The organism is Streptomyces sp. W1SF4 (assembly GCF_003950035.1).
Lineage (GTDB): Bacteria > Actinomycetota > Actinomycetes > Streptomycetales > Streptomycetaceae > Streptomyces > Streptomyces racemochromogenes.
Map to the genome: position 1 here is coordinate 7,235,615 of NZ_CP034350.1, position 13,419 is coordinate 7,249,033.

General features: G+C 71.6%; 13 protein-coding genes and 2 pseudogenes. 6 read left to right on the forward strand and 9 right to left on the reverse strand.

Translation table 11 applies throughout. From position 1 onward, the window contains the following. Positions 1 to 11: 11 nt before the first annotated feature. Positions 12 to 110 (reverse strand): annotated as a pseudogene (locus D1J60_RS38370) (IS5/IS1182 family transposase); the annotation flags it as partial. A gap of 251 nt (positions 111 to 361) precedes the next feature. Here D1J60_RS38370 and D1J60_RS33610 point away from each other — a divergent pair. Continuing rightward, a complete protein-coding gene (locus D1J60_RS33610; RefSeq protein WP_241253638.1) occupies positions 362 to 1,105 on the forward strand; it encodes a 2OG-Fe(II) oxygenase in 744 nt (247 codons plus the stop codon). A gap of 157 nt (positions 1,106 to 1,262) precedes the next feature. On the opposite strand, the gene D1J60_RS33615 is transcribed toward D1J60_RS33610, so the two are convergent. Further along, positions 1,263 to 1,916 (reverse strand): DUF11 domain-containing protein, encoded by a 654-nt coding sequence (locus D1J60_RS33615; RefSeq protein WP_125823738.1) that lies wholly within the window; start codon positions 1,914 to 1,916, stop codon positions 1,263 to 1,265. A 354-nt stretch (positions 1,917 to 2,270) separates the two neighbouring features. Between D1J60_RS33615 and D1J60_RS33620 the strand changes: the two genes are divergently transcribed. Then, the gene (locus tag D1J60_RS33620) at positions 2,271 to 3,206 is read left to right on the forward strand and encodes an aminoglycoside phosphotransferase family protein (protein WP_125823739.1); all 936 of its coding nucleotides are present in this window, start codon (positions 2,271 to 2,273) and stop codon (positions 3,204 to 3,206) included. 44 nt (positions 3,207 to 3,250) lie between these two features. Here D1J60_RS33620 and mscL read toward each other — a convergent pair whose 3' ends face one another. From mscL to D1J60_RS33640, 4 genes are all read right to left on the reverse strand, one after another. After that, entirely contained in the window at positions 3,251 to 3,694 is a 444-nt protein-coding gene (gene mscL / locus D1J60_RS33625; RefSeq protein ID WP_125824349.1) for a large conductance mechanosensitive channel protein MscL, read from the reverse strand. 142 nt (positions 3,695 to 3,836) lie between these two features. Beyond that, positions 3,837 to 4,652 (reverse strand): TIGR03943 family protein, encoded by an 816-nt coding sequence (locus tag D1J60_RS33630; protein WP_241253507.1) that lies wholly within the window; start codon positions 4,650 to 4,652, stop codon positions 3,837 to 3,839. Continuing rightward, positions 4,649 to 5,602: a permease gene (locus tag D1J60_RS33635; RefSeq protein WP_241253508.1), complete on the reverse strand. Its 954-nt coding sequence runs from the start codon at positions 5,600 to 5,602 to the stop codon at positions 4,649 to 4,651. Before D1J60_RS33635 ends, D1J60_RS33630 begins: the two co-directional genes overlap by 4 nt. Before the next feature lie 436 nt (positions 5,603 to 6,038). After that, a complete protein-coding gene (locus tag D1J60_RS33640) occupies positions 6,039 to 6,428 on the reverse strand; it encodes a HEAT repeat domain-containing protein (protein ID WP_125823740.1) in 390 nt (129 codons plus the stop codon). Between the two features lie 299 nt (positions 6,429 to 6,727). Here D1J60_RS33640 and D1J60_RS33645 point away from each other — a divergent pair, with 299 nt between their 5' ends. After that, a complete protein-coding gene (locus D1J60_RS33645; RefSeq protein WP_125823741.1) occupies positions 6,728 to 7,267 on the forward strand; it encodes a hypothetical protein in 540 nt (179 codons plus the stop codon). A gap of 105 nt (positions 7,268 to 7,372) precedes the next feature. Here the strand turns inward: D1J60_RS33645 and D1J60_RS37765 are convergent. Continuing rightward, a pseudogene (locus tag D1J60_RS37765) lies at positions 7,373 to 7,502 on the reverse strand (IS5/IS1182 family transposase); the annotation flags it as partial. Between the two features lie 37 nt (positions 7,503 to 7,539). Beyond that, complete coding sequence (locus tag D1J60_RS33655; RefSeq protein WP_241253509.1) at positions 7,540 to 8,514, reverse strand: NADP-dependent oxidoreductase; 975 nt, start codon at positions 8,512 to 8,514, stop codon at positions 7,540 to 7,542. A gap of 77 nt (positions 8,515 to 8,591) precedes the next feature. Between D1J60_RS33655 and D1J60_RS33660 the strand changes: the two genes are divergently transcribed. Together D1J60_RS33660 and D1J60_RS33665 are read left to right on the forward strand one after the other, a co-directional pair. Further along, positions 8,592 to 8,990, forward strand: coding sequence for a helix-turn-helix domain-containing protein (locus D1J60_RS33660; protein ID WP_125823742.1), 399 nt, complete (start codon positions 8,592 to 8,594; stop codon positions 8,988 to 8,990). A 481-nt stretch (positions 8,991 to 9,471) separates the two neighbouring features. Continuing rightward, complete coding sequence (locus tag D1J60_RS33665) at positions 9,472 to 9,831, forward strand: hypothetical protein (RefSeq protein WP_206436612.1); 360 nt, start codon at positions 9,472 to 9,474, stop codon at positions 9,829 to 9,831. Between the two features lie 304 nt (positions 9,832 to 10,135). Here the strand turns inward: D1J60_RS33665 and D1J60_RS37555 are convergent, their stop codons facing one another. Beyond that, positions 10,136 to 11,188: a hypothetical protein gene (locus D1J60_RS37555; protein WP_164721031.1), complete on the reverse strand. Its 1,053-nt coding sequence runs from the start codon at positions 11,186 to 11,188 to the stop codon at positions 10,136 to 10,138. 927 nt (positions 11,189 to 12,115) lie between these two features. Here D1J60_RS37555 and D1J60_RS33675 point away from each other — a divergent pair. Then, a complete protein-coding gene (locus tag D1J60_RS33675) occupies positions 12,116 to 13,381 on the forward strand; it encodes a HEAT repeat domain-containing protein (protein ID WP_125823743.1) in 1,266 nt (421 codons plus the stop codon). The last annotated feature ends 38 nt before the right edge of the window (positions 13,382 to 13,419 follow it).

The following is a 13,419-nucleotide window of genomic DNA, read 5'->3' on the forward strand; positions in this document are numbered from 1 at the left end:
CAGCGTCGGTGGAGGCGTCGGCCGCCGGCGCGCCCGGCCACGGTTCGCTCGACGGTCCATCGGTGTCGTCCGAGTCGCTGGGAACTCCCGGTGCCCTTACGGGCGATGCGGTGTCCGGCCACCCCAGGTGAGCCACCCGGTGCGCAGCGGCCCTCCGCCGCGTTGGGCACGTCCTGCTTGCATCGTGAGTTCACCCTGGCCTAATATCGTCACCATGACGATAACCGCTCGGATCCGGCGCTGACGCGTACGTGGCCCGCCGCCCCGCCACGCACCTCAATGCGCTGCCCGCGGCTGTTCCGGACGGTCGGGTCCCCGGCCGCAGCGGTATCGACCATGACCTCAAGATGGAGAAGTGCGCATGTTCGAAATGCCGGTGAATCCCTTCGAGCTCTCGGAAGAAGCGCTGAGTCGAATATCTGCCGATGACTCGTGGGCCCCGATCGAGAAGGAGATCCCCAACGTCGATGCCAGGGTGATTCGCCACTTCCTGACCCAGGCCGAAGTGGAGGTATTCGCGGCCGAACTGGCTGCCCAGCGCTTTGCTCCGGTGGGGCGAGACGGCGTCGCCGCCAACTATGCAGAGGGAGATCCGGTCGCCCATCTCCGCGCCACGGCTGAATCCGAAGCCTTGGCGGCAGAGTTCTACCGCAGGCTGCGGACGTTTCTGCCGCTTGAAGTGGGGCCGGACGATCCGACGGATTCGGACGGAAACCCCTGGAAGCCGGCGGCCGTCAATCCACGTATGCGCTTCATCACGTACGAACACGGCGGACTTCTCGTTCCGCACTACGATTCGCCCTATTTCGCCCCCGACGGGAGGCGGACTCTCCTGACGGTCGTCGTCTACCTGTCATATGAGGCGGTGGGCGGAGAAACACGGTTCATCGCCGACAAGCAGAACGATCTGCCCTTTGCGCAACGCGACTTCTCGGACTGGCCCCGGCTCGCAAAGCCCGAGGAGATATTGGGCATCCACCGCCCCGAACCGGGCGATGCGCTCCTCTTCTGGCATCGGACGCTTCACGACTCGGCCCCGATTCTTGAGGGCACGAAAACAATTCTCAGAACCGATGTGCTCTACGAGCCCATAGATGTGTCGTGAGCGCCAGCAAGGTGAGGCAAGCGGCGAGGCCGAGGAAGGTTTCGTGGATTTCGGTCCGCGCCGTTCCATCGAAACGCGTCCCGGCATACCGGGGATGACTCTCCAACTCAGCCGCCGCCGGGCACCCGGGGACGGTGCCGGGTGCCCTGGCCGGGGATCAGGGAGCGTTCAGATCGAAGCCCTGGCCGCTCGTGTTGCTCGCGCCGGGGCTGCCGATGTTGTTGTTCGTCGTGATGTTGTTGAACATCGGGATCACGCCACTGAGGTTGACGGGGAGGATGGAAGCGCCACCGTTGCCGCCGTCGTCGCTTCCGCTGCAGCCGTTTCCGGGGATGGCTGTGGGGTCACTTGCCGTGTCGCGGTTGACGCCGGCGTCGTCGGTCACAGAGACGGTGTTGGTGACCGTGCACGGGGCGTTCTGGGCAACGTCCACGGTGACGATGATCGTGTAGCCCTCGCCGGGATCCAGCGCCGCGCTGTCGCAGGTGAACCCGCTGCCCGCGTTGAGGAAGCCGCAGTTGAGGTCAAAGCTGCCCTCCGACTGCGTGTTCAGCGCTTGGGCGGAGAGTCCCGGCGGGAGGACGTCGCTCAGGTGGGTTCCGCCGTCGGTCGCCTGGTCGCCGTTGTTGAAGAGGGTGATCTGGTAAAAACCATGGCCGCCCCGGCGGAACTCGCCCGCATGGCTCTTGGTGAGGTCCAGCTGAGCCTGCGCATAGGCGGGGGCAACCCCCACGGCGAACGGCAGCACGATGCCCAGTCCGAGGGTGGTGCTCAGGGGGGTAACGCGCCGTCTGAACGCAGAGATGGCCATGGTGTTACTCCTGTCGACTGTCGAGTGCGAGGACGCCTCGTTCAACTGGAACGCCCGGGGGCCCCGGCGATCACGGGTGCGACGGCCCGGCCACCCATACGCCGGTGTTGCTGCCGGTCGGGGCCCGTTCCGGGGTTGGTAGCGGGCCCCGCCCAAGGGGCGGAAAGCTGAGCCGCAGGTCGGCGTGGCGCAGGAGCTCGGACACGTCGCCGGGCGTGTACGGGCGGCCGAGGCCGGCGTACACACCCAGCGCGTGCACGGTCACTTTCCGCCCGCCCGTCGGCAATACGGGAGTGTCGATCGCTCGATCAAGTGATCCACGGACGAACTGCTGCCCGACTACGGTTGCTCCGCATGACCCACACCCAGATCGAGGTCACAGCAGAGTTGGTCCGCCACCTGTTGCGTGACCAGCATCCCGACCTGGCCGATCGCCCGGTGAGGCTCGGCGCACGCGGTTGGGACAACCAGCTGTGGCGGCTCGGCGACGACCTCGCCGTCCGGTTGCCCTGGGCGACACAGTCCGCCGATGCGCTGCTGCGCAAGGAGCACGCCTGGCTGCCCGTCCTTGCCCCGCACCTCCCGCTGCCGGTCCCCGTCCCGCAGCGCCTCGGCGAGCCCTCCGAGCGCTTTCCGCGACCCTGGACCGTCACCACGTGGGTGCAGGGCGAGCCCGCCGACCGCGCCCCCGCCACGCGCGCCGCGGACGCGGCCGACAGCTTGGCCGCCTTCCTGACGGCTCTTCACCGGCCCTCTCCCGCCGGGGCTCCCGTCGGCCGTGGCCGCGGGGGACCGCTGGCCGACCACGCCGAGGGGTTCGCCAAGGCACTCGCGTCGGCCACCGAGGCGGGGCTGATCCCCGACCCGGAGGCCGTCCGCATCGTCTGGGAGGACGCCCTCGCCGCACCCGCGTGGACGGGCCCGCCCCTGTGGCTCCACGGTGACCTGCACCCGGCCAACATCCTCACCGCCGACGGCACCTTCTGCGGCGTGATCGATTTCGGCGACCTCTGCACCGGCGACCCGGCCTGCGACCTCGCCGCACCGTGGATACTGCTGCCGGACGACGCCGCCGACCGCTTCCACGCGGCCTACCGGCCGACCCCGGACACCGCGACCCTGCGCCGCGCCCGCGGCTGGGCGGTGCTGCGCGCCCTCAGCGGCGTCCTCATCGGAGAAGCAGGCGTCCACGGCCGCCCCGGCGGCAAGGCCACCTGGGGCCCACCCGCACACGCCGCGTTGCGACGACTCGTCGCAACGAGATGGGACGACACCCACAAGCGGGAGTAGACGAAGGCCGTCATGCCGTCAGTGGATGGGTGCACAGAGACCGGTCATCCCAGGCGCTGGGTCGTCTCTCCGGCCTGTGCGGGTACGGCCGGCAGGGCGACAGTGCAGGAGGCACAGCGGCGGGCCTGGGCGGGTACGGGGCTGAGGCATTCGGGACAGTCCCGTTTCGGGGCCTGGACGTCCTGGTGCGGGGCGAGGCGTTCGTGGAGATTGTTGATCGGCAGCACGACCAGGAAGTACAGCGCTCCGGCGATGAGGAGGAAGCTGATCGCGGCGTTGATGAAGGCACCGTAGGGGAACGTGGTGGCGCCGAGGGTGAAGGCCTTGCGGCTCATGTCGCCGGTGGCGCCGGTGGCCAGCCCGACCAGTGGTGTCAGGAAGGCGCTGACGAAGCCGTTCACCACGGCGGTGAACGCTGCCCCGATGACGATGCCGACCGCCAGGTCGACCACGTTGCCGCGCAGGATGAAACTGCGGAAGCCCTTCACCTTTTTCACCCCTTGATGGTCGTCACGTCGACGGGCGGCACCGAGAGCGCGGCGAGCCCGGCTTGACCTCTGCTGCCCTGCCACGCCTCACCCATGCCCGTAGCACCACGCGCGGGCACGATGACCGCTCGCGGACGCCGCCTCAGCCGTCCGCGGGCGGCGCGTCGTGGTAGGGGTTGCGCGGTGCGGCGACGGGCTTCAGGGCGGCGGCCTCCATGATCGGGACGGGGTTCTCGACGGGGACGTGCTCGGCGCTCAGGACGCCCGTGACCTCGACCCAGGCGTCTTTGGCCGGCGCCGGCACGCCGTGCACCTCCACCCGCAGGGTCCTCGCGTCCGCAGCGCAGCAGCTGAGCTTCAAGCGGTTGAGGTACCAGGTGTCCGGGCTCTTCCCGGCGGAGACGAACCCCAGCAGCCGGACCTCGTGGCCGCGCAGTGTCTTCGGCGCGTGCACCGAGCGCCCGATGAACTCCTCGAGGGCCATCGGGGTGACCGGCGCATCGCCCAGCTCCTCGTAGGCGCTCCGTTCGACGCCGGACGCGGCCCCGTCCTGCGAGGCCGTGTACGAGCCGAGCGCCGGCGGGGCGACGAAGAGCAGGGTGAGGGCAGGTGCGGCCAGGAGCCAGGCAACCTGCTTGGCTCCTCCGTGCCCATGGTCGTGCCCGAGGCCGTCACCGTGACCGTGACCGTGACCGTCGTGCCCTCCCATGACATCGTCCGCGGTCTCCTTCAGGCGGCGCGCCAGCTCGACTCCCAGGCCCGCGAAGCCCAGCACGGCCAGCAGGACCCCGGACGCGACGAGGTACGGCCACATGCCCTCCTTCACGTACCGGAGGTACACGTCGCTGGGCACGGTGATGTGAAGCAGTCCCGCGCCGGTCAGGACCAGGAGCAGGGGCGAACCGAGTCCGCCCAGCAGGGGCTCGTCTTCCGAGTCGGCGGGAGGTCGTCCGGTCACAGGAGCACACCTCCGACGAGTGCGCAGCACAAGAGCGCCACGGCGAACGTGGCGGCGCAGAACCGCACGGCGAAGGCCCGCCCGAAGGCTCCCGACTGCAGGGCGATCAGCTTCATGTCGACCATCGGGCCCACCACCATGAAGGCGAGGCGGGCGGTGGGCGAGAAGCCGGTGAACGAGGCCGCGACGAACGCGTCCGCCTCCGAGCACACCGACAGGAGCACCGCGAGCGCGGCCGCCGCGAGGACGCCGAGCCAGGGAGACCCCGAGAAGGCTTCCAGAACGGACGGCGGTACGAGGACGTTGAAGGTCGCGGAGGCCATGGCGCCGATCACCAGGAAGCCGCCCGCCTGCAGGAAGTCGTGCTGCAGACCGCGCCGGAACGTCTCCAGCCGGCCCGCGCCGGGTACCTGCTCCGCTCGCGCGGCCGGCAGCCGCAGCCATTCCTCCCGTCCCCACCGGATCCACAGCCAGCCCATGACGACCGCCGTGACGAGCGAGGCACCGAACCGCGCGGCCACCATCTCCGGCTTGCCGGGGAACGCGATCGCCGTCGCGACGAGCACCACCGGGTTCACGGCGGGCGCGGCGAGCAGGAACGTCAAGGCCGCCGCGGGAGCCACGCCCCGGCGCATCAGGCTGCCCGCGACCGGCACCGAGGCGCACTCGCACCCCGGCAGCACGACTCCGGCGGCACCGGCCACCGGCACGGCGAGCACCGGATTGCGCGGCAGCACCCTGGAGAAGACCCGAGCGGGGACGAACGTACCGATGGCCGCCGAGACGACCGTGCCGAGCATCAGGAACGGAACGCCCTGGATGACGACGGCGATCAGCAGCGTGCGCCACGCCCCGAACGCCGGCAGCCCGAACCGCCGCTCGAGCCACGGTCCGGCGAGTACCGCGACCACCACCGCCCCGACCAGGGCCGAGCCAACCGCGCCTGCCACCGGCCTGCGCCGCCGCTCCGGGCCGTACCCTCCGGCGGAAGGGACCGAAGGACGGGGTGGCGGCGGTCCCGTCACCGTGCTCACCGAGCCCTCAACCACGCTGCGCCCCTCGCTCGTCGCCCGCACCGCGGCGGAGCGTACCGAGCCCGGCCGAAGGCGGCCCGGCGCGGGCAGGCCCACACTAGCCGACGACAATCATATTCATCTAGCGCCCGGGTCAGCCGGGCCCAGTCGGCAGGCCGACGACGCCGAGTGCCTGCAACGTCCGCCGCGGCACCCTCGGCCATGACCGACGGCTCGACCGAGTCCCACACCCCGGCCATGGGAGCGGAACCGGGCCGCTCCCCGCCATCCGTCCGGTCCCGGCCCGGGGTCCTCGCGCAACGCGCTTACCAGCTGCCACCACGGCGCGAGCGCGTGTCGGAGGCGTCGCGGATCACGCGGAGCACGACGCTTCGAGGGCCGGCCTACGCGCCTCGGCGAGGAGCACGACGAGCAGGCTGCGGAGGGCGGTGCGGTGCACGGCGAGCCAGGGCTCCCCAGGACCCAAGGCGGCGAACACGGCGGCCAGCCGCAGCGGCGCGGGCGTGTCCGGGCCGAGCAGGCTGCGGGCCTCGGCGACCGCACCCGCCCGGTCCATCCGGCTGTACGCGGTGAGGAGCTCGGCCCGGACGATGGGCTCGGTCTCGGCGGCAAGGAGGGACCGGACAGCGGGCAGGGCAATGCCCGTGTCCCTGGTGTGGCCGACAGTCCATCCCGCTGCTTGCCGGACGGCCGCGTCTTCATCGGCCAGCAGCGGTATCAGCAGCGGCAACTGCGCCGTCACGGCGGCGCGGACGGCGCCGGGCTCGGCCTCGTGCTCGTCCTCGCTCTCGGCGAGGCGGCCGAGCAGCTGGAGCGCGTTGACGGTCTGCCCGACGGAGGCGGCGACGCGGGCGAGGTAGGGAGCGGCGTCAGCCGCTCTGCGTGGTCGCTGGGGCGGGCGGGGAATCCGCCCCGTGTGGAGTTCGAGGTGGATGGCGAAGCGCGCGCCAGCCGAGGCTTGAATCCATGGATAATGGGCTGCCTCGATTTACTATCTGGCAAAACGTGGCGGTTTCACCCTTGATTCGTAACAACTCGATAGTGCGCGCGACGGCGCTCGGCGCGGTGGCGCTGCTCTCCGTGGCGGGGTGCGGCAAAGGCGCCGGCGATGTGAAGAGCGCGGCGTCCACGGCAGCGCCGAGCGCCACGGCGGCCCCGGCCGACGGGCGCCAGGCGGACCCCCTGGGCCGTGGGGCCGTCGATGCCGACGTCGACGCCGCGACCGCGGAGGCCGGGCTCAGGGGGCTTTCGCCCGGCCCCGACCCGGATGCCACCTCACCCGCGGAACGCCGGCTGGGCGACTGCACGTTCCTCTGGATGGGCAGCCCCGACGTGGCCGTCGGCACCGGAACCGGTGCGGCGCCGTACGCCGCCGTGCTGCGGGCCCTGGAGAAGCGCGGCTGGAGTACGGCTGACCACGTGCAGGAAGGCGCCGTGACGCAGACCCGGCTCCAGGAGGGCGCCTGGATCCTCATGGCCAAGCTCACCGAGACCGACCGGGTCGACACCATCATGCTGGCCGCCCACCACACCAGCTGCGCGGACGTGGCCGCCCTGCCGGGCGGCGGCCTGCGCCCGTGACGGCTTGAGACGTGCAGCAGTAGCCGGGGGAAGAACCCGGAACCGCATAGCCGAACGTCCCCCCCCGTGTCAGCGGTCCGCCCCGGAAGGGCGGGCCCTGGGCCTCGAGCAGGTGCGGCACTTCCACGCGATGCCCTGAAGGGTGTGACGGTGGTCGGCCGGCCCCCCCTCGTACACGGACCGGATCGACCGGCCTCAGCAGCTCGATCCGGTCCCATATCGCGCCAGTGATCACTAAGCGGACAGATGCATCCGATCAAGTGACGACCTGATCAAAAGGGCACGCTCCAGGCATCCGCTCCGGAAAGAACCAGCACCAGTCGGCCGCGCGTCCCGCCCGCCGCGAGGCGTTCATGGCCCTCGGCTGCGCGCTCGAGCGGGAGGGTCCCGGTGACCCGCAGCGTCAGGCCCATGCCGGCGAGCTCGGTCAAGGCGGCCCCGTCGGAACTGATCCACTGCTGATGGACGCGGATGCCGCGCAGGGGGAGCGGGGCCGATCCGCCGACCACGGTGACGTAGGCGCCCCTGGTGCGGACGGCGGCCAGCGCACGGACCCCGAGTCCTGCCGTGTCGAGCGCGCCGTCGACGCCGCCCGGTACCACGCGCCGGACGTCGCCCGCGAGGTCGGAGCTGTCCCGGCCGACGACCCACTCTGAGCCGAGGGACCGGGCGAACGCCTCGTCTGCGGCTCGGACTTGGGCGATGACGCGCAGACCATGCCGCGCCGCCAGTTCCACGGCGAAGCCGCCGACGCCTCCGGCCGCTCCGGTCACGAGCAGAGTGTCGCCCGCGGCGAGACCGAGCAGGTCGAGAGCCTGCAGGGCGGTGAGGCCGTTCAACGGCAGCGTTGCCGCGGCCGCGGCGCAAACACCGGGCGGAGCGGGCGCGAGTGCCGCGGCGTCCAGGGCGACGTAGTCGCAGTAGGTGCCCAGTGACACGTCGAGCAGGTCGCGCAGGCCGATCACCCGCTGCCCCGGTGCGAACGCGGTCACGCCCGCTCCGATCCGGTCGACGACGCCCGCGACGTCCCAGCCGATGCCGGTGTGCTCACGGGGGGCCATCAGCCCCGCTTCGACGAGCGCGCCGGAACGGGTGGCCAGGTCCACGGGGTTGACAGTCGCCGCCTCGACGCGGACCCGGACCTGGCCCGGACCCGGTTCCGGTAGCGGGACCCGCACCAGTTCGAGCACCTCGGATCCACCGTAACCGCGGGCGATCACCGCCCGCATGAGCTCTTCAGCGATCATGTCGCACACCGTAGGCACTGCTACTCTCCCCCGGGAAGCAGGCACTTGGAGGTGCCTACGGCACCTCAAGGAGGGCCATGCCCACCCGTACCGCCGCCCAGCACCGCGCCGAGAGGGGCGTCGCCTACGACGCCTACCTCGCGCAGTGCCCCGCCCGTCAGCTCCTGGACCGGATCGCCGACAAGTGGGTCAGCCTCGCCGTCAACGCACTGGCCGACGGGCCTCAGCGCTACAGCGACCTGCGTCGCAGGCTGGCGAGCGTGAGCCAGAAGATGCTCACGCAGACCCTGCGGCACCTGGAACGCGACGGACTGGTGTCGCGGACCGTGATCCCCGCCGTCCCGGTCCGCGTCGAGTACGAGCTCACCGAGCTCGGCCGCTCGCTGCTACCGGTCATGTCCGCCATCAAGGACTGGGCGGAGGAACACATGGACGAGGTGCGCGCCGCCCGCGCCGTGTACGACGAACCGAGCTGATGCCCTCCCCTGCTCCGTCAGCGGGCCTACCTTTCGGTGCGGACAGCCGGCGGCAGGGAATCGACCACAGCCCGGCGACCGCCGCCCCGCGTGGCGTGGCCGGTTCGGCCAGGCCCGCGCCGAGAGGGCGACCGCCGTGCCCCCACGGCATTGCGCCACGTGTGCGCCCACGGTGCCGAGTACCCGGGCGCGACAGACGGCGGGGGGCCGGGATCACGAACGGTCCGGTCGGCCGCACTGCTCCGTGCTTAGTCCTGGCGGTGCCGGCCGGTGTGGCGAGGCTCGGCGGTCGCCAGGAACACCAGGGCGAGGCCGGCGGGGAGGAGGAACAGCAGCATCACGGTCATGACCGCGCTGGTGCCCCCTCGACGGCCACTTGACACGCCCACAGCCGGGTCGCGCCACTCGGGTCGGCGAGGTAGCTCCACGCCGTCTCGCGCCGAGCCCGGCCCCGCAGGCAGGGGGATTCAGTGACGAAGTCTTGCACTTCAGCTGGGAACTGAGCGGCTCCGGCTGGGCGACGTGCAGGATCTGGGACGGCTCGACGAAGCACCGGGACATCGTCAGCTACTGCACGAACGCGCTCGCCGATCTGTTGAAGGGCGTGACGGGCCTCTACGGCCTCCATGGCATCCAGCGGTTCTCGTTCGACCTCGAACCGGCAGAGGCGCGGTGGATTCTTCGTCGACGGAACAACGACGTGCACATCCCGATCCGTCGCTTCCCGGACCTGTTGACGAGTTCCCTCCGCCGCCTCCACCTGGTGTCACGTACGCTTTTCAGGGCATCGCCTGGGCTCAGCATGTGGCCGTGGCGGTGCTTTGCGGCGGGTACGCGCTGATGTTGGGCAAAATCAGCAAGAGACGGATGCGGAACCGATAGTCCACCCCGGCCCGCGCTCGGACGCACCGATTCAAACTCCGTGCGGATGGAGCCCCTGGTATTGCCAGGGGCTCCTTTCCCATTCGGAGAGAATGCTGTGCGGGCGGGATCAGTTCCCGTTTCCTTCAGCAGTCCGCCGTGCTCCAGGCGGCGGGTTGTCCCGGCGCCGGCACGAGGGCCCGGGTGGGCCTGCGCATTCCCCAGGACCCCCGCCGATGGCCCGGTTCACCTCAAGGCATGGGTCCGGATCGGGTGGAAGTGGTTCAGGGCGCGCTCAGGCCGAAGTTCTGTGTGGTGGCATTCCTGGCGCCGGGGCTGTTGATGTTGTTGTTGGTGCTGATGTTGTTGAACATCGGGATGACGCCGCTGAGGTTGACGGGCAGGATCGGCCCGCCCACTCCGCCGTTCCCGCCCTGTTCGTACGTGATGGTCACCGAGGCCGGGCCGGTGGCGAGTCCGGACGTGCCGCCCGCCGGGACGCGGTTGGAGCCGCCGCCGCCACCGCCGGTCCCGAAGTCATTGCTGGTGACGGTGTCGCACCCGCCGCCTCCGCCCCCACCGAACCAGCCCGCGCCGCCGCCTCCGCCGGGGATGGGGTCGCCGCCGTCGCCGCCGGTGCCGGCTCCGCCGGAGGTACCGGGTGTGCCCCCGGTCTGGGATGGGCATGCGGCGCCGCCCGCGCCGGGGGTGGTCTGCGTTCCGCCGCCGCCTCCTCGGCCTCCGTTCGGCCTGTTGCCACCCGTCTGACCGGTGGTTCCGGCGTCCCCGCCGGTGGCCTCGGGGAGCGGGAAGGGTGCGGTCGCGGTAGTGCTTCCGCCGCCGCCTCCGCCGCCCGCGACGATCAGGCGGGGGTCGGTGGCGGGGACGCCGGTGAGGACGCAGCCGGGGAGGGTGGAGTCGCAGGTGCGCACATCGCTGGCTCCTCCCCCCTCACCGGATCCGCCTGGCGTTCCGCTGGTGCCTCCGCCGGTGGCGACGTTGACGTACAGGGTGGTGGTACCCGACGGCACGTCGACGCTGCCGGTGACGACGGCCCCGTCACCGCCCGCCCCTCCGTTGGCCCCGTTCGCTCCTGCGGCGCCCGTGGCGGTGATGGTCAGTCGGGTGACGCCGGAGGGCACGTTGAACGGCTGGTTGGCGCCCGGGTTGAAGGTGACGGTCACCGGCGCCGCCTCCGCGGGTGAGGCCAGCGGTACCACCAACGCCGCGGGCAGCGCCGCGGCGGCGAGCAGGAGGGCGCTGCGCCGGACCGGATTGCTCAGCCGCCCGGCGTCGCGTCGTGGGGATACCGCGTGGCGGTGCATGGTCAGTCTCACGCTCGGGACTCCTCGACCGGGGATGCCGACTGGGCGGGATGTCGCGCTCCCTGGCCGGGACCGCCCCACGATCAAGCCACAACGGACCGGCGCCCGGCATCCGGACACACCGTCGCCCCACGCCCGCCGAATAGTCCTCAAGTCGGAGAAATGCACTGCCATCATCGGCCGGCGAAACGGGCCTCCTCCGCCCCGGACCCGTAGGACCAGTCCGTGCCCCGCGCGCACAGCCGTACGCCGCAAGGGGCCGGGTCTCGCCGAGCAGGCCCCCCGCAGGCGGCGACGCCGATGGCAGCCTGCTCCCGCTCGCCGGCGATCCGGGGCTCCTCGAAGCCGACGACGCCTACGGCAGCGTGGGGTGGTCGGCCGCTCGAGCCGGCACGGGCAGCCCCGGACTCTCCGGGGTCAAGTACCTCACCGAGTGGCTGAGCGCCCCCGGCCTCGTACCCGATCCGCGTACCGGGCAGGCCGAGCCGCCGGATCCGGAGTGCCTGCGGCCACTCGATCTGCCCGCGCTGGTAGCGCTGTGCAACACACCGCCTGAAGCCGGGTGGGCTACCTCCTCGACGGGCACCACTAGCTCGCCGCGTACGAGCGGGCAGGGACCTGCCTACCGCGCTCACGCCGGCCTACCGCCCGGAATCCCAGCTGGAGGCCAGTGCGGGCCGACGGACCCGGCCACCGTGATCGTCCTGTCGGCCCGCGCCTGGCTGACCCCGCTCCAGCGCACGGACCCGCGCGGCACCGCCGAGCTGCTGATCGCCACCGCACTGCGCAGGAAGGCGACCTCTGGATGATGTCGCCACCGAAGGTGAGCCGGGAGGGAGCTCCTTGGACGAGCCGGAATCATGCCCAGATGGTCTGACACCCGATGACCGCAAGGAAAATCCGTTGGCTGTCGCTGTTCCCCGCTGGAACGATCCTGGGATGACCGACCACCGTGACGCCGTCCTCCGCCTGTGGGGCCGCCAGCTCTACGAGCGTCAGGGCGAGCCGCTGGCCTGGGCGCGGGCGGTCCTGGAGGCCACCGGTCGCCCGGCGACCGCCGTCACCGCGGCGATGTCCGGCCGGCTCGACGCCCTCGCTGGTTCCCCGTCGGACCACGCATGGCTGCTGTTCCATACGGTCGCCAAGCTGGCCGCGAACCTGCGGGCCGACGGCCGCTACGACGCGGACGTCGGCACCCGAATCGGCCCACTGGCCCTGCGCCTGGGCGAGCTCGAACCACCGCTCGCCGGCCCGCTCGAGGACGCACTCGGCCACCCGCCGGACGGACCGACATCCCTCGTCACCGTCCACGCAGCCGAGCTGAGCAGGAACCGCACGATCCGGATGCGGGCGATCGACGCCCTGCTGGAGTGGGCCGAGCTCGGCCATCCGCAGGCCCGGGCGGCCCTGTCCGAGGTCGCCTCCGACCACCGGACGCAGGATGTCACCGTCTGGACCAAGGCACTCAACCGGATCACCCTGTTCGGCGACGCGAGCGTCGAACCGGGCCTCCTGCGTGCCCTCGCCGACACCGGGCACCGCGGGGTGCGGTGGTCGGTGCTCGCCTGTGCCGAACTGGGCTTCCGCCGGGCCGTCCCGCTGATCACCGCCCTGCTGGAGCATCCCGATCCGATGGTCCGCGAGGGTGCCTGCGAGGCGCTCGGCCTCCTTGAGGAACCGGCCGCCGTACCCGCCCTGACAGCCCGGCTGAACGACGAGACCGACTGGGTACGCAGCAGGGCCGCCCTGGCGCTCGGCCAGATCGGCGGCGACCGGGCACTCGCTGCGCTCTGGCAGACCATGATGGAACGCCGGAACCCGAAGGCCGGCTATCTCGCCTCAGCGATCGCTGCTTTCGGCCCGCCGGTGGTGGACGACCTGATCGCCCTCACCACCGATCCGGACCCGGACCTCCGCGCACTGGCCTGCCGCGCTCTCGGCTCCACCGCCGACGACCGGGCCCTGCCGGCACTGGAACGCCTCGCCGCCCACGACCTCGCCAGAACCACCCTCGGCGGCCTCGTGGCAACGGCCGCCAAGCGGACTGCGGACCGCGCACCGCATGCGCGCGCGCACCGCATCGACCTGAGCTCGACGCTCGTCTCGACTGACGGTCATCCTGAACCCCAGCCGCGTGGCACGAGGAGATCCGGTTCTCATACCCGCGGCGGGCCTTGCGCGCCAGACCGCCTCTGCTCATGCTGATCAACGACCATACCGAGCCCTACGGTGGCGGGTGACGG